At 74.2% G+C, this 23689-nt stretch carries 21 protein-coding genes and 1 pseudogene; 16 read left to right on the forward strand and 6 right to left on the reverse strand.

Annotated elements, in window-relative coordinates:
- The first annotated feature begins 120 nt into the window (after positions 1-120).
- From ACQPXD_RS17075 to ACQPXD_RS17090, 4 genes are all read left to right on the forward strand, one after another.
- Positions 121-378: a sigma factor-like helix-turn-helix DNA-binding protein gene (locus ACQPXD_RS17075; RefSeq protein WP_432843882.1), complete on the forward strand. Its 258-nt coding sequence runs from the start codon at positions 121-123 to the stop codon at positions 376-378.
- Positions 379-483: 105 nt separating this feature from the next.
- Positions 484-1326 (forward strand): zf-HC2 domain-containing protein, encoded by an 843-nt coding sequence (locus tag ACQPXD_RS17080; RefSeq protein WP_432839497.1) that lies wholly within the window; start codon positions 484-486, stop codon positions 1324-1326.
- Positions 1327-1394: 68 nt separating this feature from the next.
- Positions 1395-1580 (forward strand): hypothetical protein, encoded by a 186-nt coding sequence (locus ACQPXD_RS17085; protein ID WP_432839499.1) that lies wholly within the window; start codon positions 1395-1397, stop codon positions 1578-1580.
- 134 nt (positions 1581-1714) lie between these two features.
- A complete protein-coding gene (locus tag ACQPXD_RS17090) occupies positions 1715-3472 on the forward strand; it encodes an Hsp70 family protein (RefSeq protein ID WP_432839501.1) in 1758 nt (585 codons plus the stop codon).
- Between the two features lie 7 nt (positions 3473-3479).
- Here the strand turns inward: ACQPXD_RS17090 and ACQPXD_RS17095 are convergent, their stop codons facing one another.
- On the reverse strand, positions 3480-4964 hold the full coding sequence (locus ACQPXD_RS17095) for an MFS transporter (protein WP_432839503.1): 1485 nt from the start codon (positions 4962-4964) through the stop codon (positions 3480-3482).
- Positions 4965-5094: 130 nt separating this feature from the next.
- Here ACQPXD_RS17095 and ACQPXD_RS17100 point away from each other — a divergent pair, with 130 nt between their 5' ends.
- On the forward strand, positions 5095-5718 hold the full coding sequence (locus ACQPXD_RS17100; protein WP_432839505.1) for a TetR/AcrR family transcriptional regulator: 624 nt from the start codon (positions 5095-5097) through the stop codon (positions 5716-5718).
- A 1-nt stretch (position 5719) separates the two neighbouring features.
- On the opposite strand, the gene ACQPXD_RS17105 is transcribed toward ACQPXD_RS17100, so the two are convergent.
- The 3 genes from ACQPXD_RS17105 to ACQPXD_RS17115 all read right to left on the reverse strand — a co-directional run bounded on the left by ACQPXD_RS17105 (position 5720) and on the right by ACQPXD_RS17115 (position 7656).
- Positions 5720-6493, reverse strand: a complete 774-nt coding sequence (locus ACQPXD_RS17105) for an endonuclease/exonuclease/phosphatase family protein (protein WP_432839507.1) — start codon at positions 6491-6493, stop codon at positions 5720-5722.
- A gap of 9 nt (positions 6494-6502) precedes the next feature.
- On the reverse strand, positions 6503-6922 hold the full coding sequence (locus ACQPXD_RS17110) for a PPOX class F420-dependent oxidoreductase (RefSeq protein ID WP_432839509.1): 420 nt from the start codon (positions 6920-6922) through the stop codon (positions 6503-6505).
- A 62-nt stretch (positions 6923-6984) separates the two neighbouring features.
- On the reverse strand, positions 6985-7656 hold the full coding sequence (locus ACQPXD_RS17115; RefSeq protein ID WP_432839511.1) for a TetR/AcrR family transcriptional regulator: 672 nt from the start codon (positions 7654-7656) through the stop codon (positions 6985-6987).
- A 97-nt stretch (positions 7657-7753) separates the two neighbouring features.
- On the opposite strand from ACQPXD_RS17115, the gene ACQPXD_RS17120 reads away from it, so the two are divergent.
- The 8 genes and pseudogenes from ACQPXD_RS17120 to ACQPXD_RS17155 all read left to right on the forward strand — a co-directional run.
- Positions 7754-8491 (forward strand): Crp/Fnr family transcriptional regulator, encoded by a 738-nt coding sequence (locus tag ACQPXD_RS17120; protein ID WP_432839513.1) that lies wholly within the window; start codon positions 7754-7756, stop codon positions 8489-8491.
- Positions 8492-9556: 1065 nt separating this feature from the next.
- Positions 9557-10576, forward strand: a complete 1020-nt coding sequence (locus tag ACQPXD_RS17125) for a GlxA family transcriptional regulator (protein WP_432839515.1) — start codon at positions 9557-9559, stop codon at positions 10574-10576.
- Positions 10573-11571, forward strand: a complete 999-nt coding sequence (gene gap, locus ACQPXD_RS17130; protein ID WP_432839517.1) for a type I glyceraldehyde-3-phosphate dehydrogenase — start codon at positions 10573-10575, stop codon at positions 11569-11571. Before ACQPXD_RS17125 ends, gap begins: the two co-directional genes overlap by 4 nt.
- A gap of 106 nt (positions 11572-11677) precedes the next feature.
- Positions 11678-13072 carry a cytochrome ubiquinol oxidase subunit I gene (locus ACQPXD_RS17135; protein WP_432839519.1) on the forward strand — a complete coding sequence of 465 codons (1395 nt, stop codon included), beginning with the start codon at positions 11678-11680 and terminating at the stop codon, positions 13070-13072.
- Positions 13073-13091: 19 nt separating this feature from the next.
- The gene (gene cydB, locus ACQPXD_RS17140) at positions 13092-14096 is read left to right on the forward strand and encodes a cytochrome d ubiquinol oxidase subunit II (RefSeq protein ID WP_432839521.1); all 1005 of its coding nucleotides are present in this window, start codon (positions 13092-13094) and stop codon (positions 14094-14096) included.
- A complete protein-coding gene (gene cydD, locus ACQPXD_RS17145) occupies positions 14093-15721 on the forward strand; it encodes a thiol reductant ABC exporter subunit CydD (RefSeq protein WP_432839523.1) in 1629 nt (542 codons plus the stop codon). Before cydB ends, cydD begins: the two co-directional genes overlap by 4 nt.
- A gap of 560 nt (positions 15722-16281) precedes the next feature.
- Complete coding sequence (locus ACQPXD_RS17150) at positions 16282-18396, forward strand: amino acid ABC transporter ATP-binding/permease protein (RefSeq protein ID WP_432839525.1); 2115 nt, start codon at positions 16282-16284, stop codon at positions 18394-18396.
- A 453-nt stretch (positions 18397-18849) separates the two neighbouring features.
- Positions 18850-19236 (forward strand): annotated as a pseudogene (locus ACQPXD_RS17155) (CoA-binding protein); the annotation flags it as partial.
- A gap of 512 nt (positions 19237-19748) precedes the next feature.
- Here ACQPXD_RS17155 and ACQPXD_RS17160 read toward each other — a convergent pair.
- Entirely contained in the window at positions 19749-20339 is a 591-nt protein-coding gene (locus ACQPXD_RS17160) for a hypothetical protein (RefSeq protein ID WP_432839527.1), read from the reverse strand.
- 349 nt (positions 20340-20688) lie between these two features.
- On the opposite strand from ACQPXD_RS17160, the gene ACQPXD_RS17165 reads away from it, so the two are divergent.
- A complete protein-coding gene (locus ACQPXD_RS17165) occupies positions 20689-21375 on the forward strand; it encodes a CBS domain-containing protein (protein ID WP_432839529.1) in 687 nt (228 codons plus the stop codon).
- A 59-nt stretch (positions 21376-21434) separates the two neighbouring features.
- Here ACQPXD_RS17165 and ACQPXD_RS17170 read toward each other — a convergent pair whose 3' ends face one another.
- Positions 21435-22469 carry an Acg family FMN-binding oxidoreductase gene (locus ACQPXD_RS17170; protein WP_432839531.1) on the reverse strand — a complete coding sequence of 345 codons (1035 nt, stop codon included), beginning with the start codon at positions 22467-22469 and terminating at the stop codon, positions 21435-21437.
- Positions 22470-22646: 177 nt separating this feature from the next.
- Between ACQPXD_RS17170 and ACQPXD_RS17175 the strand changes: the two genes are divergently transcribed.
- Together ACQPXD_RS17175 and ACQPXD_RS17180 are read left to right on the forward strand one after the other, a co-directional pair.
- Positions 22647-23057 carry a pyridoxamine 5'-phosphate oxidase family protein gene (locus tag ACQPXD_RS17175; RefSeq protein ID WP_432839533.1) on the forward strand — a complete coding sequence of 137 codons (411 nt, stop codon included), beginning with the start codon at positions 22647-22649 and terminating at the stop codon, positions 23055-23057.
- Between the two features lie 19 nt (positions 23058-23076).
- Positions 23077-23628 carry a flavodoxin domain-containing protein gene (locus tag ACQPXD_RS17180; protein WP_432839535.1) on the forward strand — a complete coding sequence of 184 codons (552 nt, stop codon included), beginning with the start codon at positions 23077-23079 and terminating at the stop codon, positions 23626-23628.
- Positions 23629-23689 lie beyond the last annotated feature (61 nt).

Below are 23689 nucleotides of genomic sequence, written 5' to 3' on the forward strand. Positions count from 1 at the left end.
CCGACCAGGCGGTCTGGATCAGCCGGGCGCCGCGGCGGGTGCACAGCAGTGCCCGGCCGGGCGGGAGGTGCCGCGGCTTGGTGTTGCCAAGCACCGGGCCGCCGGTAGTCGACGATCATGATGCGGGCCTCGGCCGGTCCATCACCGCCTTGGCGACGTGCCGCAGCAGGTTGGTATTGCCGCTCTTGGCGTCGCCGAGCACGGTCAGGTGCGGCAGCTCGTCGAAGCGGTGCCATCCTCATCGAGTTGTACTTTCACGGCCACTCCACCGACGAGGCCGCCCTCCACCTCGGCATTCCCGACGGCACGGTGAAGTCGCGCGCACACTATGCGCTACGGTCGCTGCGCGCCGCGATCGGCGCGCTGGACGTAGCCTGAACACATGTCGGCGCCGTTGGATTTGAACGCGGCACGCCTGCGCAACGTCGTTGTGACGACCGCACATCCGCCGCTCAACCCGCCTTTGAATAGAGTCTGGCCAAGATGACGGAGCTCCAGCGCGAAGACGACGTGCACGGCGCGGGTGCGCTGTACCTGCTCGGCGCCCTCGACCCGGCCACCGAGGCGGCGTTCGAGCGGCACCTGGCCGGCTGCCCGGCCTGCCAGCAGCAGTGCGAGGACTTCGGCCCGGCCGCCACCGGGCTGAGTCACCTGCCCGCCGCCGACTTCGCCGACCTGCTCGCCACGCCCACCGCGCTGGGCGACCTGGCCACCGTCGACTTCTCCGAGCCGCTCACGCCGCCACACCTCACCGCCGTGCCCACCCCCGACAGCCCGACCACCCCCAACGGCACGGCCACCCCGCGCACCGGTCCGGCCGAGAAGAGCGGGCCCGCCGGGGATGGCGTGGGCGCCCCGGAGGGAGCATTGGCCTCGGTGACGCCGTTGTCGTCGCGGCGCCGCTCCCGGCGCGGCGTGCTGGTGGGGCTCGTGGCGGCGGCCGCCGTCGCCGTGGGCGCGACCGCCGTCGGCGTCAGCGAACTGGTCACCGCGCCCGGCCCGATCAGCCCGGTGAGCGCATCCGCGCGCGCCGAGGGCGTCGGCGCCTCGGCGCGGCTCACGGTCACCATGGCCGCCCGCGGCACCGGCACCACCACGATCGTGGCGTCGATCGTCGGCCTGGATCCGGGCCGCCGCTATCAGCTCTACGCCACCACCGTGGCCGGCCAGACCTTCCTCGTCGCCGACCGGACTGGCGCGACCGGCGCGCAGGAGGTCACCGGCGAGGTCGCCGCCCCACTGGCTGAACTGGCCTTCTTTTCGGTGACCCGCGACGACGGCACGAGCATGGTCTTGGCCCGCGTCGAGCGTGCCACCCCGCGTTAGCCCCGCCGCCCGCCGCCTCGGGCCCGCCGCCGCTGTGGGCGCTGCTTGCCGCCCGATGTGGCGGCCCGGTGGCTGCAGCGGTCATAAGGCTCCGCGACCCGACCGGCCCGTGGCAGGAGATCGCCCCGCCCCCGCCCGGCGGCGGCCCGGCCGCGTGGACGCCGTCGACCGTCTACAACACCGGCGACCGGGTCACCTACCAGGCCACACCTACGAGGCCAAGTGAGAAGCCGGGCGACCCCAACGCCCCCTGAAAACTTCTCGGCTAGGAGCGATTTCCTCCGGTCGCCTACAGTGGACCCGGCTGGACTCCGGGGGTGCGCGTGCAGGCGTGGCTGGGTTTGCTCGACGACGGCACCGCCGACGACCTGTGCGACAAGGGCCGCTGATGGCCGACATCGGCATCGACCTGGGCAGCTCCAGCACGGTCGCGTTCCTGCGCCGCGACGACGGCACCACCGAGCCGGTCCTCTTCGACGGGGTACCGCTGCTGCCCTCCGCCGTCTTCGCCGGCCCCGGCGGGGAACTGCTCGCCGGCCGCGACGCGGTGCACTCCGCCCGCGCCCACCCGGAGCGCTTCGAGGGCAACCCCAAGCGCCGCATCGACGAGGGCCGGGTGTTCCTCGGCGCCGAGGTCCCCGTGGAGGCGCTGCTCGGCGCGCTGCTGCGCCGGGTCGCCGCCGAGGCGCACCGGGTCGCGGGCGTACCGGTCGCCGCGGCCACCGTCTGCCACCCTGCGGCCTGGGGCCCGGGCCGGCGCTCGACCCTGTGGCGGGCCGCGGCCGGCGCCGGGCTGGGCGAGGTGCGCCTGGTCCCGGAGCCGGTCGCGGCCGCCGCCTTCCACCTGCGCCGGCACGGTGCCATTTCGTCCGATCTCCTGGTGTACGACCTGGGCGCCGGCACCTTCGACGTCGCCGTCGTCCGCCACGACCCGCGCCCCGGCGGCGGCGCCGCGATGCAGGTGCTGTGCAGCGCCGGCCTGGACGACACCGGCGGCCAGGACGTCGACGCCGCGATCGTCGGCCTGCTGCGCGCCCGCGGCGGCGCGCCGGAGCTGTGGCGGCGGCTGGACGAACCGGCCACCGTCGCCGACCGGGCCGCCCGCCGGCAGCTGTGGGAGGACGTGCGCGGCGCCAAGGAAATGCTGTCGCGCACCAGCTCGGCGACGGTGTACCTGCCGCTGCTGGACACCTCGGAGCTGCTCACCCGCGACGAGCTCGAGCGGCTCGCCGCGCCGCTGATCCAGCGCACGGTCAACGCGATCGGCGTCACCCTGGCCGCGTGCCCGGTGCCGCTGCGCCCGCTGGGCGCGGTGATCCTGGTCGGCGGGGCGAGCCGGATGCCGCTGGTCGCCACCATGCTGCACCGGGCGCTGCACATCGCCCCGACCGTCATCGACCAGCCGGAGCTGGTCGTCGCCGCCGGCAGCGTCGACCCTCTGCTCACCGGCCTGGGCGCTCCACCGCCTCGTTATGCGCCGCCCCCAACGCCCGCGCCGGCCCCGCCTTATGCGCCTCCGGTGCCGGCCGGGCCGCCCGCGCCCGTTGGGCCGGGCGTGCCGGTGACGGGGCCGGCGCGGGCGCAGGAGGCGGGGCTGGTGCTCACGGTGGTCGAGGTGATCGAGCTCAACACGCCGGGCAACGACGGCGTGACGCTGCGCGGGCAGCTGCACGGGGGCTACGGCGTGGTCGAGTATGTCTTCCCGACCGACGGCGACGGCAACCTGCTGCTGTTCGCCGACACCATGGCGCTGGCCCGATACGCCGCCCGCGACGCCTCCGATCCGCTCGTCGCGACCCCGCCGTGGCGGGTGCGCAACGACGGTGCCGACGAGCGCCGCTACGACCTCGACCTGCTCGCCGAGCACCTCGCCGCGCCGCCCGAGGAGTGGCTGCCGAGCTACCTGTGCCGCTGCCGGGACGTCTGCGCGCAGCTGGCCGTGTTCCTCGGCCTCGACGGGGCCGACGACCTGATCGGCGAGCACTCGACCATCGACCGGGCCGACGAGATCCTGCGCCGGCACCGGACCCAGACCATCCCGCGCGCCGCCGCCCGCCGGCTGGCCAAGCTCGACCGCGCCCAGCTGGTCGAGGACTGGACCGATCTGCTCGCCCTCATCGACGCCGCGGTGTCCTTCCAGCGGTGAACCAGCGTCAGCCGGCCCGCTGCTGGTTGACCAGGTCCGCGGGCACGTCGACGCCTGCCGCGCCGTACACCTCCTCGGCCTCGGCCTGCAGGGTGGTGATGGCGGCGCGGCGGCCGCGGGGCAGGGCCCAGGTGACGACGGCGGCGGCGGCCAGGGCCGCGACCGTGCCGGTGGCGAAGACGAGCACGAACTGCTCCTCGTGCGGCAGCGGCACCGGGGCGCCGGGGATGAGGTTGCGGGTCGCCATCGTGACCACGAACGCCGTGCCGAGGGACATGCCGACCGAGCGGGCGATGGAGTTCACGCTGTTGGCGATGCCGGTCTCGGCCGGGGACACGTGCTGGATGAGCAGCGCCGGCAGGGCCGCGTAGCCGAACATGATGGCCGTGTTGACCGCGAACGCCCCGGCGATGATCTGCCAGGTCATCGCGTGCAGCGCGGCCAGCATCGCGAAGCCGGCGCCGGCCAGCAGCGCGGCGAACACCAGCGTCGCCTTCGCGCCGAAGCGGCTGACCAGGCGCCCGCCGAGCGGCGCGGTGAGGATGCCGCCGAGGGTGCCGGGCAGCAGGTAGACGAGGCTGGCGGCGAGGACCGTCGAGCCGAAGCCGTAGTGCGCGATCGCCGGCGGCGTCTGCACCATGGCGGACACGGCCAGGAACACGGCGAACATCGAGAAGCCCAGGAACAGGCCGGCCGCGTTGGCCACCACGATCGGGCGGTGGGTGAGCATCCGGGTGCTCACCAGCGGGTGCGCGATCCGCCGCTCGAACAGCACGAACACCGCGAGCACGACGACCGCGGCGGCGAGCGAGCCCAGCACCCGGGGCGAGCCCCAGCCCCAGCCGTTGCCCTCCTCCAGCGGCAGGATGAGCAGCACCAGGCCGAGGCCGAGCAGGGCCGCGCCGGCCCAGTCCAGGCCGCCGGAGGCCATCCCCGCGCGGCGCGGGAGGGCCCACGCCCCGGCCAGCCCGACCGCGCTCAGCGCGGTGGCCAGCCAGAACAGCCGGTGGTAGTCGCCGCCGTCGCGCATGAGCAGGCCGGTGACCGCCAGCCCCAGCCCGGCGCCGACCGACAGCATGCCGCTGACCAGCGCCATGGCGCCGGTGAGGCGCTGCGGCGGGAGCTCTTCGCGCAGTACCCCGATGGAGAGCGGGAACAGCCCGAAACTGGCCGCCTGCAGCACCCGGGCGAGCAGCAGCAGCGGCAGGTCCGACGTCGTCGCGCCGAGCACGGAGCCGATCAGCACGGCGGCCGCCACGCCGATCATGACCGGGCGGCGGCCGTGCAGGTCGCCGAGGCGGCCCAGCAACGGCGTGAGGACCGCGGCGCCGAGCAGGTTGGCGGTCACCACCCAGCTGGCGGCGGTGGCCGAGACGCCCAGATGGGCCTGGATGGCGGCGATGACCGGCACCACCAGGGTCTGCAGGGCGGAGACGAGGAGCACGGCATAGCACGCGATCGGCAGCACGAGGCGGGGCGGTGGGGTCGGCACGACGGATCTCCTTCAACGCTTCGATGCACTCAAGCCGAACCTAGACATCCGGACGGTTTTTCTCAACACACTGTCGAAAATCGAAGATGTGACGTCAATTTCACCTGACGGCGGGTTGTACCATCACCTCGTGCCTGCCATCGGAAGCCGCCGCGGACCCACGAAGGGTGACCAGCGGGAGCGCGCCCTGCTCGCCGCCGCCCGGGAGCTCTTCCGCGTCAAGCCGATCTCCCAGGTCACGATCGACGAGCTGGCCAACGCGGCCGGCATCGCCCGCTCGGGCTTCTACTTCTACTTCGAGTCCAAGCAGGCCGTCCTCGCCGCGCTGGTCGACCAGGTGCTCGGCGAGAACGACGAGGAGATGGCCGAGTGGCTGGCCTCCGACGGGCTGGACCGCGGGGCGCTGCGGCGCGGCCTGGCCCGGGCGCTGGCCCGCTGGAAGGTCGACGGCCTGTGGATGCGCGAGGCGTTCGTCGCCCCCGACCCGGGCCCGGACGTGCTCGCCGTCCGCCGCCGCTTCGTCGACGAGGGCTGCTCCGCCTTCGCCGACCGCATCGCCCGCGACGCGCGGGCCGGCCTGACCGTGCAGGGCCCGCCGCTGCTGCTGGCGACGATGACGATCCACCTGCGCAGCGTCGTGTTCTCCGACGCCTACGCCAGCCCGGACGAGCACACCGACGACGAGCTGCTCGACACGCTGACCGACGCGATCCTGCGCCTGGTCTACGGCGTCACGCCGGGCGGCGGCGCCTAAGCTAAGCGATGGTCAGCTCGGTCTCGATCCCGTAGTGGTCGGAGAGGTGAGCGGTCCGGCCGCCGGCGAGCGGTACCAACTCGTCCTGAAACACCAGGCGGCAGCGGGCCTTCAGCTCCGCGCCGGGCGCGGAGCGCAGCAGCACGTGGTCGAAGGCGGGCGGAGTCGGCCAGCTCGGCGTGGGCCGGTAGGTGGGGCGCGGGTCGCCGGCCATCGCGTCGCGCAGCCCGGCCGCCGCGCGGAACTCGGCGAGCACCGCGGACTCGCGCGGCAGGTTGAGGTCGCCGGTCACGACCAGCGGCACGGCCGGGCCGAGCCGGGCCAGGGCGCGCTCCAGCCGGCGCAGCTCGGCGCGGGCGAGCCCGCTGTAGCGGTTCCCGGGCGACCAGTCGTCGTCGCGGTTGGCCGACAGGTGCGTGTTCACCACGGCCAGCCGCCCGGCCGGCGTGTCCAGCAGCGCGACCTGCGCGCCCTTGCGCATGAGCAGCTCGGGCCGCAGGGGGCGGGAGATCGGATACGGCACGAACGCCGCCGCCGCGACCGGCCACCGCGACAGCAGCACCAGCCCGCCCCGGACCAGCAGCGCCCCGCCGAACCGCCGATGCGCGAACCCGGCCGCCAGCCGCCGCGCGGCCCGCGGATCCATGACCTCCTGCAGGCACACCACGTCGTAGCCGGCCCGCTCGACGATCGCGCCGAGCGCGGCCAGCCGGGCCCGCACGTCGCCCTTGAACAGCGCGTTGAGCGTCAACATGCGCAGCGGGGCGGCGGGCACCCGCCGAGGCTACACGAGCGCGATGTCCCGCACGCCGGTCAGCCGGTCCGGGCGCAGGCGGCAGAGCAGGTTACCCGGGCCGCTGTTCACCTCGCCGTACCGCTTCGCCTCGCCCTGCGGCACATACCGCGCGGCGATCCGGGTCGTCCACTCCCGCAGGTCCGGCGGGTCCTCGACGACCGAGACCTGGCCGTGGGTCGCGGCGAAGTGGTACGGGAACTGCTCCACGTCGACGGTGATCGCCGCCCGCGGGTTGTTCCGCAGGTTCCGCCCCTTCACCGAGTCGCGGCCGGTGGTGAACACCAGGTCGTGCCCGTCCAGCACGAACCAGATCGGCACCACGTGCGGGTCGCCGGACGGGCCGGCGGTGGCGAGCTTGCCGGTGTGGGTTCCGTCGCCGAGAAAGGCGATCGCTTCCTGGTCAGTCATCGTCGGCACACCTGAAGTCTGCCCCGCCGCGGCGGCCGCGGCGGAGGAACCGCGGGATGAGCTCAGGCGCCGTCCTGCAGGGCGCGGCGGATCGCGTCGGCGACGAGCTCCGGAGCGCGGCGGTCGTGCAGGACCACGACCGTCGAGCCGCCGTCGCCGGCCGGCACGGCCGGGCGGGTGAACAGCGAGATCACCTCGGCCATCGCCGCGTCCAGCTCCGCGGCCGGGTCGGCGGTGTCGCGGCGCAGCCAGCGGCGCAGGACATGGTTGTGCGCGGAGACGACCGCGGCGGCCATCAGCTCGGCCCGCAGCGGCGCGCCCGGCTCCGGGCCCATCCAGTCGGCGATGAACTCGCGGAACAGCCGCTGGTACCGCGCGACGCTGGCGATCTCCCGGTCGCGCAGCGCGGCCACCCGGCTGGTCAGCTTGTAGCGGCGCCGCGCCCGGTCGCCCTCCTCGAGGTAGCGCAGCAGCACCAGCCGTACCGCCTCGGTGACCGCCACGATCGCGGTGCCGGCGGTGGACGTGGCGAGCCGGTCCCGGATGGCCGCGATCATGCGCTCGTGGTCCGGGAAGATCACGTCCTCTTTGGACCGGTAGTGCCGGAACAGGGTCGTGCGCCCGACCCCCGCCCGGTCGGCGATGTCGTCGACGGTCGTCTGCTCGTAGCCGCGCTCGTCGAACAGCTCGAGGGCCGCGTCGACGAGGCGCTCGCGGGCCGGGATCGCGCTCACCGCCCCATCCTTCCTGATCGCCTGTTGCCCTTCCGGAGCGGGATCTAGTACCGTCGCAATGGTACTCGGTACCACCGCCGCGCCGAGGAGGCACCCCATGTCACTGCTGTACGTTTCCGGCGACCGGTTACCCGACCAGATCCTCGGCGAGTCCGGCCTGTTTGAGTCCGGCCTGTTCGAGTCCGCCGGACCCGACGAGGCCGAGTCCCTCGCTGCCGAGTTCGAGACCGTCGACGCCCACCGCCGCACTGTCCTGTTCCGCGAGGGCGACCCCGGCGATTACCTGTACGTCCTGCTGTCGGGCAAGGTGAAGCTCGGCCGCCACGCCACCGACGGGCGCGAGGGCCTGCTCGCCCTGGTCGGCCCGGGGGAGCAGTTCGGCGACGTGGAGCTGTTCGACGGCGGCCCGCGGGTCACCACCGCCACCGTCGTGGCCGACGCACGGCTCGCGCGTCTGCACAAGACCGCGCTGTACCGCTGGATCGCGCAGCACCCCGACGTGGCGGAGCGGCTGCTACGCGTGGTCGCCCGCCGCATCCGCGGCAACCGCAGCACGGTGCACGACCGCCTGTTCAGCGACGTCCCGGGCCGGGTGGCCGGCCAGCTGATCCAGCTCGCCAGCCAGTTCGGCGTGGCGGAGGACGGCGCGACCCGCGTCGTGCACGACCTGACCCAGACGGAACTGGCCCAGTTCGTCGGGGCGTCGCGCGAGTCGGTGAACAAGGTGCTCGCCCACTACGCCAGCCGCGGCTGGGTGCGCCTGGAGCACAAGTGCATCGTCATCCTCGACGACGCGCCGCTCGCCCGCCGCGCCCAGCACAAGCGCCGCCGCTGAAATTTCCGGACTCCGGTCCGCGCAACTGACGACCGTTCCTCCCGTGAGACACCGGGCCGGGGCCCAGCTTCGCTGGCCCTGGCCCTGCCGGGCCCGCAGTGCCAAGCCCCGCCCCGCCAAGCCCCGCCCCGCCGCGCCGCGCGGCCCCGCGCTGCGCGGGGCTGCGCGGGGCTGCGCGGGGCTGCGCGGGGCTGCGCGGGGCTGCGCGGGGCTGCGCGGGGCTGCGCGGGGCTGCGCGGGGCTGCGCGGGGCTGCGCGGGGCTGCGCGGGGCTGCGCGGGGCTGCGCGGGGCTGCGCGGGGCTGCGCGGGGCTGCGCGGGGCTGCGCGGGGCTGCGCGGGGCTGCGCGGGGCTGCGCGGGGCTGCGCGGGGCCAGCCCGGGCTGCGCCGGGCGTTCGCTGGCTTCGGGCCTGTCAGGTCCGCGGCGCTAAGGGCCGCCGTGCGTCTGGGCGCCCGGTCCGGAATGCGGCCCGCACCGTGTCGGATAAATCCAGCCACTCCGTGGCCGGATTTATCCGACATTTCGTATTTGCCCTATTCGCCACCATCACCACCACGCGCCACGCCGCGCGCCGCCCCGCGCCGGCCCTGGGCCTCCAGCGTCAGCGCCGCCTGCACCGCGGCTGGAACCCGTCCTGCCGGCGGGGTTCATCGCGGCGCCGTCCTATCGCGGCGACCATCGCCCCTGCCCGCCCGCTGTGACCGGAAGTCTCCGCGATCATGCCGGACCTGCCGTCGACACCACCGGTTTTTCATGATCACGGAGTGAACATGTACACCTGTGTACCAAATGTCTCCGCGATCATGGCAAACGCGTGGTGCGGCTGCGGCGACATGCATGATCGCGGAGACTTGCTGCCGGTCCGGCGCCTGGCCTGTGACGACTTAACGGATATGTCGGCCGTCAGGGTATAAGTCCGAAAAGTCGTGGCGCGGAGCGCCCGACTTTTCGGGTTGCTCTTGGCGCCGCGGGGCTGAGGCAACATTGGCACGTGGCTGGAAACTTGCGGTGGGTGGCGGTTCGGACACTGGTGAGGGTGCGGCGGGCGGTGCGAAGGTGTGGGGGATGGACGGGGAGATCCACCGGGTGGCGGTGCTGGTGCTCGACGGGGCGAAACCGCTCGACGTAGGCATCCCCGCCCAGGTGTTCACCAACCGGCCGAGCATGCCCTACGAGGTCCACGTCTGCGGCGCCGCGCCCGGGCTCGTCGCCGGGGGTGACGGGCTCGCGTACCACGTCGCCGAGGGGCTCGAGGCCTTTGACGCGGCCGACACGATCTTCATCCCGGGGTACCGGCACCCGGACCGGGAGGAGCCGCCGGCCGAGGTCGTCGCCGCCCTGCGGGCCGCGCACGCGGCCGGGGTGCGGCTCGCGGCGATCTCGACCGGGGCGTTCGCGCTCGCCGCGACCGGGCTGCTCGACGGCAAGCGGGCCACCACGCACTGGCACTACACGCACGAGCTCGCCCGCCGGCACCCCGCCATCCGGGTCGACGAGGACGTGCTGTTCGTCGACGAAGGGGAGGTGCTGACATCCGCCGGCGCCGCCAGCGGCATCGACCTCTGCCTGCACCTGGTGCGCCGCGACCACGGCGTGGCGCTGGCCAACCGGGTCGCCCGGCGGCTGGTCGCCGCGCCCTACCGCAGCGGGGGACAGGTGCAGTACATCCCGCACAGCGTGCCGGAAGCCGTCGGCGAGCACTTCGCGGCCACCCGGCAGTGGGCTTTGGAACGCCTCGGCGAGTCGCTCGCCCTGGGCGACCTGGCCCGCAACGCGAACGTCTCGGCCCGCACGCTGTCGCGCCGGTTCGTCGCCGAGACCGGCTATACGCCGACCCAGTGGATCCTGCGCGCCCGCGTCGACCGGGCCCGGGAGCTGCTGGAGCGCAGCCAGCTCGGCGTCGAGCAGATCGCCGCGCAGGTCGGGCTCGGCACCGGCGCCAACCTGCGGCTGCACTTCCAGCGCATCCTCGGCACGTCGCCGAGCGAGTACCGGCGCACGTTCGCCCCTGGCGCGAAACTTGCGCGGGCTGGCCAGGGAGCGGCTGTCGGCGGGGACGGCGCGGCCCGAGCATCGAAGGCGTGACAACCCGCATCGCCATCAACGGATTCGGCCGCATCGGCCGCAACGTGCTGCGCGCGCTCGTCGAGCGCGGCAGCGAACTCGAAGTCGCCGCCGTCAACGACCTCACCGGCCCCGCCACCCTCGCCCACCTCCTGCGCTACGACAGCACCCTCGGCCGGTTCGGCCGTACCGTCGAGGTCGACGGCGACACGCTCGTCGTCGACGGCCGCCGCATCGCCGCGCTCGCCGAGCGAGAACCGGGCAAGCTGCCCTGGGCCGAGCTTGGCGTCGACGTAGTCCTGGAGGCGACCGGCCGGTTCACCGCCGCCGACGCCGCCCGCGCCCACCTGGACGCCGGGGCCCGGCGGGTGCTCGTCGGCGCCCCGTCGGCCGGCGCCGACGTCACGCTGGCCTACGGCGTCAACACCGCCGCCTACGATCCCGCCGCCCACACCGTCATCTCCAACGCCTCCTGCACCACCAACGCGCTCGCGCCGCTCGCCGCCGTACTCGACGACCTGGCCGGCATCGAGCACGGCTTCATGACCACCGTGCACGCGTACACCCAGGAGCAGAACCTGCAGGACGGCCCGCACCGCGACCTGCGCCGGGCCCGCGCGGCCGGGGTCAACATCGTGCCCACCACGACCGGCGCCGCCAAGGCCATCGGGCTCGTGCTGCCGGGCCTGGACGGCCGGCTCTCCGGCGACTCGATCCGGGTGCCGGTGCCGGTCGGCTCGCTCGTCGAGCTCAACACGACCGTCGAGCGCGAGGTGACCCGCGACGAGGTGCTCGCCGCCTACCGGGCGGCGGCGGACGGGCCGCTGGCGGGCGTTCTGGAGTACTCCGAGGACCCCATCGTCTCCAGCGACATCGCCGGCAACCCGGCCTCCGCGATCTTCGACGCCCCGCTGACCCGGGTCGCCGGCCGGCACGTCAAGGTCGTCGCGTGGTACGACAATGAATGGGGCTTCTCCAACCGCGTGGTCGACACGCTGGAGCTGCTCGCCGGGTGAGCCGGGTGAGCCGGGTGAGCCGGGTGAGCCGGGTGAGCGGAACGTCCCGGGCCTAGGGTGACCTTTGGCCCTGATTCACCGGCTCCAGCTGGCAATAATCGGCCATATGGACGCGCTCGACCTCGCCCGGTGGCAGTTCGCGATCACCACCGTGTACCACTTCATCTTCGTGCCGATCACCATCGGCCTCTCCGCGCTCGTCGCCGGGTTGCAGACCGCGTGGGTGCGTACCGGACGGGAGGAGTATCTTCGGGCCACCAAGTTCTGGGGCAAGCTCTTCCTCATCAACTTCGCCATGGGCGTGGTCACCGGCATCGTGCAGGAGTTCCAGTTCGGCATGAACTGGAGTGCGTACTCCCGGTTCGTCGGCGACATCTTCGGCGCCCCGCTGGCGATCGAGGGGCTGCTCGCCTTCTTCCTGGAGTCGACCTTCCTCGGCCTGTGGATTTTCGGCTGGGACCGGCTGCCCAAGCGCGTGCACCTGGCCACGATCTGGCTGGCCTCGATCGGCACGATGCTGTCGGCGTACTTCATCCTGGCGGCGAACTCCTGGATGCAGCACCCGGTGGGGTACACGGTCAACGCGGAACGGGGGCGGGCCGAGCTGACCGACATCGGCGCGGTGCTGACCAACAGCACCGCGCTGGTGACGTTCCCGCACACGATCACCGCCTGCTTCCTCACCGCCGGCGCGCTGCTGCTCGCGGTCAGCGCCTGGCACCTGCGCAAGGGCAACCAGGTCGAGGTGTTCCGGCCCGGGCTGCGGCTGGGCGCGTGGGTGGTGCTGATCGCCGGCGTCGGCGTGCTGATCACCGGCGACCTGCAGGCGCGCGTGATGACCGAGCAGCAGCCGATGAAGATGGCCGCCGCCGAGGCGCTGTACAACACCAGCAAGCCGGCCTCGTTCTCGATCTTCACCATCGGGTCGCTGGACGGCCGCGAGGAGGTCGCCAGCGTGCGCATCCCGTCGCTGCTGTCCTTCATGGCCACCGCCGACCCGAACGGCGAGGTCGAGGGGATCAACGACATCCAGCAGGGGTACTCGCAGAAGTACGGTGAGGGCGACTACGTGCCCTACGTGCCGGTCACGTACTGGTCGTTCCGGCTGATGATCGGCTTCGGCGGGCTCGCCATGCTGGTCGCCGCCCTGGCGCTGTGGTTCACCCGCAAGGGCCGGCAGCCGGCCTCGCGGTGGCTGTGGATCGCCGCCGTGTCCACGGTCGGCATGCCGCTGCTGGCCAACTCCTTCGGCTGGATCTTCACCGAGCTCGGCCGCCAGCCCTGGACCGTCTTCGGGCTGTTCAAGACCTCGCAGAGCGTCTCGCCCGCGGTGTCCGCCGGCAACGTGGCGACCTCATTGATCGTGTTCACGCTGTTGTACGGCGCATTGGCCGTCGTCGAGCTCATGCTCATGATCCGCTACGCGCGGGCCGGTGCGCCAGAAATTGTCGTACCCCCGAGCGAAGATGAGCCCGACCGCCCGCTCGCGTTCGCGTACTGAGACGAAAGGAGGCATCGTCATGGCACTGACCACCGTCTGGTTCATCCTCATCGCCGTGCTCTGGGCCGGATACTTCCTGCTCGAGGGCTTCGACTTCGGCGTCGGCCTGCTGCTGCCGGTCCTCGGCCGCGACGAGCGCGAGCGCCGCCTGCTCATCAACACCATCGGCCCCGTGTGGGACGGCAACGAGGTGTGGCTGCTCGTCGCCGGCGGCGCCACGTTCGCCGCGTTCCCCGAGTGGTATGCCACCCTGTTCTCCGGGTTCTACCTGCCGCTGCTGCTCATCCTGGTGGCGCTGATCCTGCGCGGGCTCGCGTTCGAGTATCGCGGCAAGGTGGACAGTCCACAGTGGAGGAAGCGGTGGGACGTCGCCATCATCGGCGGCAGCCTGGTCCCCGCGCTGCTGTGGGGCGTGGCGTTCGGCAACATCGTGCGCGGCGTGCCGATCAACGCCGACCATGAGTACGTCGGCGGCTTCTTCAACCTCCTCAACCCCTACGCGCTGCTCGGCGGGCTGACCACGCTGTCGCTGTTCGCGCTGCACGGCGCGGTGTTCCTGGCGCTCAAGACCGACGGCGACATGCGGGCCCGGGCCGGGCGGCTGGCGTTCCGGCTGAGCCTGCCGGCGGTGGCGCTGGCCGGCGGGTTCCTGCTGTGGACCCAGCTGACCCACGACGACCCGTGGGGCTGGACGCTGTCCGCGGCCGCCGCGGTGGCCCTGGTGCTGGCCATCCCGGCCGCCCGGACCGGGCGCGAGGGGTGGGCGTTCCTGGCCACCGGAGCGACCCTGGTGCTCGCCGTCGCGGCGCTGTTCGTGACGCTGTTCCCCGACGTCATGCCGACCACGCTCGCCGGCGGGCAGGGGCTGACCGTCGACAACGCGTCCTCCTCGCCGTACACGTTGAAGGTCATGACCTGGGTCGCCGTGTGCTTTACGCCGATCGTGCTGGCCTACCAGTCCTGGACCTACTGGGTGTTCCGCCGCCGGCTGCGCGTCGAGCAGATCCCGGCGGGCCACTCGTGAAGCCGCTCGACCCCCGGCTACTGCGCCACGCCCGGGCCGCGCGCACCTATCTCGCGCTGTCCGTGGCGCTCGGCGCGGCCCTGGCCGCCCTGCTCGTCGCCCAGGCGACCCTGCTCGCCGACGCGATCACCGATGTCTACCTGCACGGCGCCGGGCTGCGCGACATCGCGCCCGCGCTGGGCTGGCTGGCCGCGGTGATCGCGGCCCGGGCCGCGGTGGCCTGGGCGCAGGAGACCGCGGCGGCCCGCTCGGCCGCCGCGGTCAAGCAGCGGCTGCGGGCCAAGCTGCTGGCCCACGTGGCGGCCCTCGGCCCGGGCCAAGCGCCCCCGGCCGGTGCGGTCGCCACGCTGGCCACCCGGGGGCTCGACGCGCTCGACGCGTATTTCGCGCGGTATCTGCCGCAGTTGGTGCTGGCCGCGCTCGTGCCGTTCGTCCTGCTGCTGCGCATCGCCCCGGCCGACCTCGTCGCGGCCGGCACGATGGCCGTCACGCTGCCGCTCATCCCGGTGTTCATGGCGCTGGTCGGCCTGCAGACCGAGGCCGCCAACCGCCGCCAGTTCCGGCTGCTGAGCCGGCTGTCGCACCACTTCCTCGACGTCGTCGCCGGCCTGCCGACGCTGCGGGTCTTCGGCCGGGCCGGGCGCCAGGCCGCCGTGATCGCCCGGGTCAGCGCCGAGCAGCGCCGGGTCACCATGCGCACGCTGCGGCTGGCCTTCATGTCCGCGCTGGTGCTCGAGCTGCTGGCCACGCTGTCCGTCGCGCTCGTCGCGGTCGGCATCGGGCTGCGCCTCGTCGACGGGCGCCTCGGCCTGGCCACGGCGCTGCTCGTGCTGATCCTGGCCCCGGAGGTGTATCTCCCGCTGCGCCAGGTCGGCGCCAACTACCACGCCAGCGCCGAGGGCCTGGCGGCCGCCTCCGAGGTGTTCGCGGTCCTGGAGACCCCGCTGCCGGACCGCGGCGCCGCCCCCGCGCCCACCGGCGAGATCCGCTTCGACCGGATGGTGGTCCGCCACCCCGGCCGCACCGAGCTGCCGCCGTTCACCGCGGTCGTGCGCCCCGGCGAGCTGGTCGCCCTCACCGGCCCGAGCGGCTGCGGCAAGTCGACCGCCCTCGCCGTGCTGATGGGCTTCGCCGCTCCCGCCTCCGGCACCGTCACGGTCGGCGGCGTCGACCTGTCCACCGTGGACCCCGACGCGTGGCGCCGCCGGGTCGCCTGGCTGCCGCAGCGCCCCTGGCTGTTCGCCGGCACCATCGCCGACAACATCCGCCTCGGCACCCCCGACGCCGACGACGCGGCCGTCCGCCGCGCGGCCGCCCAGGCCGGCGCCCTCGCGTTCATCGACGCCCTCCCCGACGCCCTGGCCACCCACATCGGCGACGACGGCGCCGGCCTGTCCGCCGGCCAGCGCCAGCGCATCGCCCTGGCCCGCGTCTTCCTCCGCGACGCACCCCTCGTCCTGCTCGACGAGCCCACCGCCGCCCTGGATGCCGACACCGAGTCCGACATCCTCGCCGCCATCCGCGCCCACGCCGCGGGCCGCACCGTCCTGCTGGTCGCCCACCGCCCTTCGCTGCTGTCCATCGCCGACCGCGAAATCGCGCTCACCCCGGCCGCGGTGTCCTGATGCTGCCCCGCCCGCTCCTGGCCTTCCGCCACTCCCAAGCCGCCCTCGCCCCGGCCGCCCCGGCTCCGTCGGTGCCCCTGTCTCACGCCGAGCCTGCCTCGCCGTCGTCGGTGGCTTTGTTCGACGTCGCGCCTGCGCCGGCTTCGCCGGTGGTCTCGTCTCACGCCGAGCCTGCCTCAGCGTCGTCGGTGGCTGCGTTCCCCGTCGCGCCTGCGCCGGCTTCGCCGGTGGTCTCGTCTCACGCCGAGCCTGCCTCAGCGTCGTCGGTGGCTGCGTTCCCCGTCGCGCCTGCGCCGGCTTCGCCGGTGGTCTCGTCTCACGCCGAGCCTGCCTCGCCGTCGTCGGTGGCTTTGTTCCACATCGCGCCCGCGTCGGCTTCGCCGGTGGTCTCGTCTCACGCCGAGCCTGCCTCGCCGTCGTCGGTGGCTTTGTTCCACATCGCGCCCGCGTCGGCTTCGCCGGCGTCGGGAGCGGTTTCGTCTTCGGCTCGGTCTGGTGCCGGGTCGGGGCCGGTTTCGTCGTCGGCCGGGTCAGGTGCCGGACCCGGCGGGCGGCGGCCGGTGCTGTTCCGGCCGGCGGCGCGGCGCGTGGTCGCCGGGCTCCGGGCCGCGCTCGGGTGGTGCCGGCCGGCCGGCGGTGGCCTGGTCATCGCCGTGCTGGCCGGGCTCGGCGCGGCCGGGTCGGCGGTCGGGCTGATGGCCACCTCGGCGTGGCTGATCTCCCGGGCCGCGCAGCACCCGCCGGTGCTGCACCTGATGGTCGCCATCGTCGCCGTGCGCGCCTTCGGCATCGGCCGGGGCGTGCTGCGCTACGCCGAGCGGCTGGCCGGCCACGACGCCGCGCTGCGGATGCTCGCCGCGCTGCGGGTGCGCACCTACCGCCGGCTCGTCCGGCTCGCCCCCGCCGGCCTGGCCGGCTTCCGCCGCGGCGACCTCGCGGTGCGCCTCGCCGCCGACGTCGACGCGGTCGTCGACCTGGTCGTGCGGGTCTGCCTGCCGATCGCGGTCGCCGCGGTCACCGGCCTGGCCGCGGTCCTGCTCGTCGGCGCCCTGCTCCCCGCCGCCGGCGCCGCCCTGGCCGCCGGCCTGCTCGTGGCGGGCGTCGGCGTGCCCGTGCTGCAGTCGGCCCTGGTGCGCCGCGCGGACGCCCGCCTGTCCCCGCTGCGTGGCGCGCTGGCCGCCGGCGCCACCGACCTGGTCCACGGCCTGCCCGACCTGCTCGCCGCCGGCGCCACCGACGCCGCCCTGGCCGCCCTCGACCGCACCGACCGCGCCCTGCTCACCGCGTCCCGCCGCTCCGCCGCCCTCACCGGCGCCTCGGCCGCGGTCACCGCCGCCTGCACCGGCCTGAGCGTCCTGGCCGGCCTGGCCGCGGGCGCCGCCGCCGTCCGCGCCGGCTCCCTGCCGGGCGAACTGCTCGCGGTCGTCGTCCTCACCCCGCTCGCCGTCTTCGAGACGGTCGGCGCCGTGCCGGCCGCCGCCCAGGGCCTCGCCGCCGCCCGCGCCGCCCTCCGCCGCCTCACCGAACTCGCCGCCATCCCAGACCCGGCCCCCGACCCCACCTCCCCGGCCGGCCTCCCCGTCACCCTCCCACCCGCCGCACCCTCACCGCTCCCGCCGCCCGTGCCCTCGCCGGCTGCGCTCCCGCCGCCCGTGCCCTCGCTGGCTGCGCTCCCGCCGGCCGCGCCCTCACCGCTCTCGCCGGCTGCGCTCTCGTCGGCCGCGCCCTTACCGCTCTCGCCGGCCTCGTTCTCGCCGGCCTCGCTCCTGCCCGCTGCGCCCGCGGCGCTCTCGTCGGTCTCGCTCTCGTCGGCCGCGCCCGCACCGCTCTCGCCCGCACCGGTCTCGCCCGCCGCGCCTTCGGGGCTCTCGCCGGCCGCGGGGTCCGCGCCGGCCTCGGCGTCGGTGCTTTCAACCGCTTCGTCGATTGCCTCGCCGTCGGTGCTCCCTCCCACTTCGGCGTCTGTGCTTTCGCCTGCGGGGGTCGAGCCGCCGGTGTTGCGGGTGGAAGGGGTCACGGTCGGGTGGACGGCGGCTCGGCCGGTGCTGCGCGACCTGTCGCTCACGTTGCGGCCGGGCCAGCGGGTCGCGCTGGTCGGGCCGAGCGGCGCCGGCAAGAGCACGGTCGCCGCGCTGCTGCTGCGCTGGCTCGACCCCACGGCCGGGCGGGTCACGCTCAACGGCGTCGACCTGCGGGAGCTGCGCGGCGACGACGTGCGGCGGGTGGTGGGGCTGCTCGGCGACGACGCCTACCTGTTCGACACCACCATCGAGGCCAACCTGCGCATCGGCCGGCCCGAGGCGACCCGCGAGGAGCTGTTCGAGGCGCTGGCCGCCGCGCGGATCGACGGGTGGGTGCGGTCGCTGCCGGACGGGCTCGACACGCTCGTCGGTGAGCATGGCGCCGCGGTGTCGGGCGGGCAGCGTCGCCGGCTCGCCCTGGCGCGGGTGCTGCTGGCCGATTTCCCCGTGCTGATCCTGGACGAGCCGACCGAGCACCTCGACGAGCAGACCGCCACCGGCCTGCTCGACGACCTGCTCGACGCCACCCGCGGCCGCACCGTCCTGCTCATCACCCACCGCGCCGACGTGGCCGCCCGCGTCGACGAGGTGATCTCCCTGGCCCCGGACGCGGCGACCCGCCGGCCCGCCGCGGCCACCACGTCGGCGAGATAGCGCCGCGATGCCCGCCGGCGACCACGTGGTGGCCTGCCCGCGCGTCCCAACACCGGGGGTGGGTGCGATCGGCGATCACGTCCCACACCTCGGGTGCTGCGCGCCGCAGGAGTGCGGCGCGGCGACCGGAAGTCTCCGTGATCATGCGCAGCCGGCGTCGACACCAACGGTTTTTCATGATCGTGGAGTGCTGATGTACCCCTGTGTACCGAAAGGTTCCGGGATCATGGCAAACCCGTGGTGCGGTCACCGCGGGCATCATGATCACGGAGACTTTCGTCCGCCCCTGGCCCGGTGGATCGGACGTCGCGCCCGGCGGGTGCGATGTCCGCACCGACCCGTCGCGCTGCGCTGCCTGGGGGTTCTCGGGATTGGGGGCTTTGGTCCTGCGTGACGGGTGGGGTGGCGAGGCAGGGTTGAACTGAACGGTTCGAGACCCTGGAGGTGAGTCCCATGCGTACGGCCAGGCAGATCCTCGCCGAAGCGCGGACGGTCGCGGTCGTCGGGGCGTCGCGCGACCCGCTGAAGCCGGGGCACTGGGTGCCGCGCATGCTGCAGGAGTTCGGGTGGCGGGTCATTCCGGTGAATCCGCACGCGGGGCGGCTGTTCGGCGAGCGGGCGTACGCCTGGCTGCGCGACGTTCCCGTCAAGGTCGACGTGGTGAGCGTGTTCCGGCCCGCGGGGGAGGCGCCGCAGGCGGTGATCGACGCGGCGGCGATCGGCGCCGGTGCGGTCTGGCTGCAGCCGGGCATCGTCAGCCCGGCGGCGCGCGAGCTCGCCGCCGAGGCCGGCATCGACTACGTCGAGGACACGTGCATCGGCACCGAGCGGGCCCTGGCGCAAATGGTCGTGGGCGGGGTGACGCCGCCGCCCGTGCTCTACCGCGGACTGCGGCCCCGGCCGCTGCACCGCCGGGCGGCCGGCGGTTCGGCGCAGCGCAAGCTGCGTGGTGGTCGGCTGCTGGGCGGCGGGCTGGGGGCTGCCGCCGGGTGAGCCGCAGCGCTTCGGCGCGGCCCGCGGTGCGCGGCGGCGCGCCCCAAGCCGCAGGCGGGCGGTCGGCGGCTCGGCGCAGCGGGCCGGGGCCCGCCGGGTGAGTCGCGGCACTGCCGGGCGGCCGGTGGTTCGGCGCGGCACGAGGTGCGTGGTGGTCGGCTGCTGGGCGGCGGGCTGGGGGCTGCCGCCGGGTGAGCCGCAGCGCTTCGGAGCGGCCCGCGGTGCTCGGCGGCGAACGCCCCAAGCGCAAGCCTCGCCGCACCGCCGGGCGGCCGGTGGTTCGGCGTAGCGCAAAGCGCGAAAGCCCGGAGGCGGGTGCCTTCGGGCTTTCGCGCGGATGGGGTGGGCGGCTCGGGTGGTCAGATGAGCCAGCGGTTCTTCTGGACGAAGGGCAGCTTCGCCCACCAGCGGCCCAGGCCCCAGGTGTGGCCGGCGTACGCGGCGGCCAAGACGATGAGCACGGCAGCGTAGATGAAGTGGTAGTCGGTGATCGGGTTGGTCGAGCCGGTGGCCGCGCCCTTGGCGGTGTGCTGGGCCAGGGGGAACTCCGCCAGCCACATACCGGCCATGATGATCGTGCCGGAGACCGCCGCGATGCGCAGGCCGATGCCGGCGAACAACGCGATACCGATGCCGAGCATGCCGAGCATGAAGAGCCAGTTGGCGTACCAGGTGCCGGCGATGGTGTGGAAGAAGCCCTGCAGCGGACCCGCGTCCACCGACGCCAGGAAGCCCTTGGTGGGGTTGCCGCCGTTGATCCAGGCCTTCGCTTCGGGGGTCGAGTAGCCCAGGCCGAAGGTCTTGTCGAGGAACGCCCACAGGAAGATGAAACCGGTCGCGTAGCGCAGCACCGCGAGTGCCTTGGCGGCCGTCTTGGTCAGCATGCTGCCCGGGGCCTCGACGCGCTCGAGGTGGTGGGCGCTGGTGTGGTGGAGGTGCGAGGTGCTCATCGGGGTCTCCTTGTCGCTTCGCTTCGATGCCTTCAGCCTTGTCGGGGCGAGGGGCGGGCGCCCGTGCCGAACCGCCCGAAGCGGTGGGACCCACGGCCCGCCGGAGGCGGGACCCACGCCCGCCGGAGGCGGGACCACCGACAAAACCCAGATCACCCACACAAGGGACGACAGCGAACGCCTGGTGTCCAACGGCTTGCCGGGGACGTGCCGTTGGGCCCTGTGGCGGGCCGTGAGCCGGTCATACGTTCGGTGCATGACGGCCTGAAGCCACAGGCGAGGGCCGTGACGACATCAAGCCACGGTGAAAGGCCGTGACGACCTGATGGCACGGTGAAGGAGGCCGGAGATGAGCCGCTGGAATGTCGCGGACGTGATGACCATGGGGGCGGTGTCGGTGCAGGCGGACACGCCCTTCAAGGAGATCGTCGACCTGATGGAGGCGCACGAGGTCAACGCCGTGCCGGTCGTCGACGAGTTCGACCGGGTGGTGGGCGTGGTGTCGTCGGCCGATCTGCTGACGAAGATCGAGTTCGCCGGGGACGACGACCGGGTGCGGCTGTTCGAGAGCCGGCACACCCGGCAGGCGCGGGGCAAGGCGCACGCGACGGCCGCCGGTGAGCTGATGAGCGCGCCCGTCGTCACGGTCATGGGTACGACCTCGCTGCCCGCCGCGGCGCGGATCATGGAGTCGGCCGGGCTCAAGCGGCTCCCCGTCGTCGACGACCTGGGCCGGCTGATCGGCATGGTGACCCGCCGCGACCTGCTCAAGGTGTTCCTGCGCTCCGACGAGGAGATCCGCCGCGAGATCGAGAACGAGGCCCTGGACGGGCTGGTCGGGGTCGAGCGCTCGCAGGTGCGGGTCGAGGTCGACGACGGCGTGGTCACGCTGCTGGGCGAGGTGGAGCGGTCCTCGGTCATCCCGTCGGTGATCCGCCAGATCGAGCGGGTCGACGGGGTCGTGGACGTGGTCAGCCACCTGTCCGCCTCCGCCGACGACGAGCCGCAGGGCTTCCGAGCCCCGGTCATGTTCTAAACAAACAGGCAGCGACGGCGAAGGGCGGCGACCGCGAGGCGGTCGCCGCCCGAAGACGTTTACCGCCGGTAACGACTCCCGGCCGTGGCGGCCGGAGGGCGGCTGAAGGCGGTCGAGCGCAGCGGCAGCGACGTGCCGTCGGCGGGCAGCAGGACATCGCGCAGCGGGCGCCTAGGCCCGGTGTCGACCGGCCGGCCGTACCCCACGCGCAGGATCATCTGCGGGAACCAGCGCCCGTCCTGGGCCGCGAGCATCCGCCGCAGGTTGGGGACCTCCAGCGCCTGGGTCATCGGCTGCACCGCCAGGCCGTGGACCACCGCGGTGAGCAGCACGCGCTGCAGGGCGCGGCCCGCGTCGAGCCACTCCGCCCGCCCGTCGCCGCGCGAGTGCAGCACGAGCAGGTGCGGGTGGCGCTCGAAGCGGGCGAGGCCGCGCTCCTTGGGGGGCAGGTCCAGGCCGAAGTCGCGCAGCGGCAGCGCGGCCGTGGTGGCCCGCGGGCCGAAGACCCGGGCCGGGACGCCGTCGCGCCGGTCGGCGTGGCCGGTGGTCCAGGCCGTCAATTCGCGTTGGTACCGCGGGTCGGCCCGCTGCACCGCGTCGGCCGCCTGGGTCAGCGCCAGGACGGCGCCGCGCCGCACCGGGTCGAGGGCCACGAGGCGCACCCCGCCGGCCGCGCCCGCCCGGCACAGCGCGTCGAGCGTGGCGTCCGGGATCACCGCGTCGTCGTAGGGCTCGCGGTTGGTGCGGCGCCGGGCGATCGCACCGGCCAGCGCCCGCACGGAGCCGTCCGGCTCGCGTGAGGCGGCCAGCGCGACCCGGGCGGCCCGCCCTTCGGGGCCGCCCCGCTCGAGCCGGGACACCCAGCCCTCGGCGGCCAGCGCCAGGCGCAGGTTGCACACCGCCGCGCCGACGCTGAGGTACATCCCGCGGTGCTGCGGGTCGATCGCCTCCAGCCGGCGCGCGGGGTCGCCGAACACGTCGAATCCCCCGCCGTCGAAGCGGAATCGCCACGGCTGGGTGTTGTGGATCGAGGGCGCGGCGACGGCGGCCCGCAGACACGCCGCGGCCGCCCGGTCGGACAGGCTCTCGCTCATGCCGCCAGGGTGACCCTCGCGACGCGAGTACGGCAGAGGCGATGGTCCCGCGCGGCCCGGCCGGAGCGGCCCGATTCGGGCAGGGGGATCGGAGGTCCCGGCGAACCCGGGTCTTTCGCCCCTGGTTCGAGCGCGCCCGGGCCCGCAGAGTGCTCTGCATCGAAAGGGGAAACGCCGATGGCTCCGTTGCGAGCGCTGGGCCGGGAACGCTGCCTGGAGCTGCTGGCCTCCGTGCCGGTCGGCCGGGTGGTCTTCTCGATGCGTGCACTGCCCGCGATCAGGCCGGTCAACCACCTGCTCGACGGCGACACCATTGTGATCCGCAGCGACCTGGGCACCAGCCTGGCCTCGGCCGCCACCGCGGACGGCGCGGTCGTGGTCGCCTACGAGGCCGACGTGATCGACCTGGAGCGCAAGACCGGCTGGACGGTGGTGGTGACCGGCGCCGCCCGCCTGGTGCTCGACGAGGAGCGGCTCGAGCGCTACGAGCGCGAGCTCACCCCGTGGGTGGACGAGCCGATGAACTGCGTGATCGGCATCGACTGCGATCTCGTCAGCGGCTACGAGCTGAACCCGGTTCCCCGGTAGGTCCGACGGGAGGCCCGCCATGCGTGTCCTGGTCATCGCCGCGAGCAAGCACGGCTCCACCACCGAGATCGCCGAGCTGATCGGCGCGGTCCTGGGGGAGGAGGGCCACGACGCCACCACGGCCGACGTCGGCGCGGTGGGCGGGCCGGACGGCTGGGGCGCCGTGGTGCTCGGCAGCGCCGTCTACGCCGGGCAGTGGCTGCGGCCCGCGGTGCACTTCGCCGACCGGCACGCGGCCGCGCTGGCCGCCCGGCCGGTGTGGCTGTTCTCCAGCGGTCCGATCGGCGACCCGCCGATCCCCCGCGACGAGGCGGTCGACGTGCGGCACGTGGTCGCCGCGGTGCAGCCCGTCGAGCATCGCATCTTCCCCGGCGCCCTGCACCGCTCGCGGCTGGGCTTCGCCGAGCGGGCGCTCGTCGCCGCGCTGCGGGCGCCCTACGGCGACTTCCGCGACTGGGACGCGGTGCGGCACTGGGCCCGCCAGATCGCCGCGGACCTCACCCAGCGCGGCGGCGGCCCGGGACCTTCGTCATCGCCGGCCGGGGCGTCGGGCACTGGGCGCGGCCGCTGACCCGGACCAGAGTGGCAAACGGACCGGACCGGGTCCGCGCCACCCTGCGAAGGGAAGTGAT

The organism is Dactylosporangium sp. CA-092794 (assembly GCF_050948465.1).
Lineage (GTDB): Bacteria > Actinomycetota > Actinomycetes > Mycobacteriales > Micromonosporaceae > Dactylosporangium.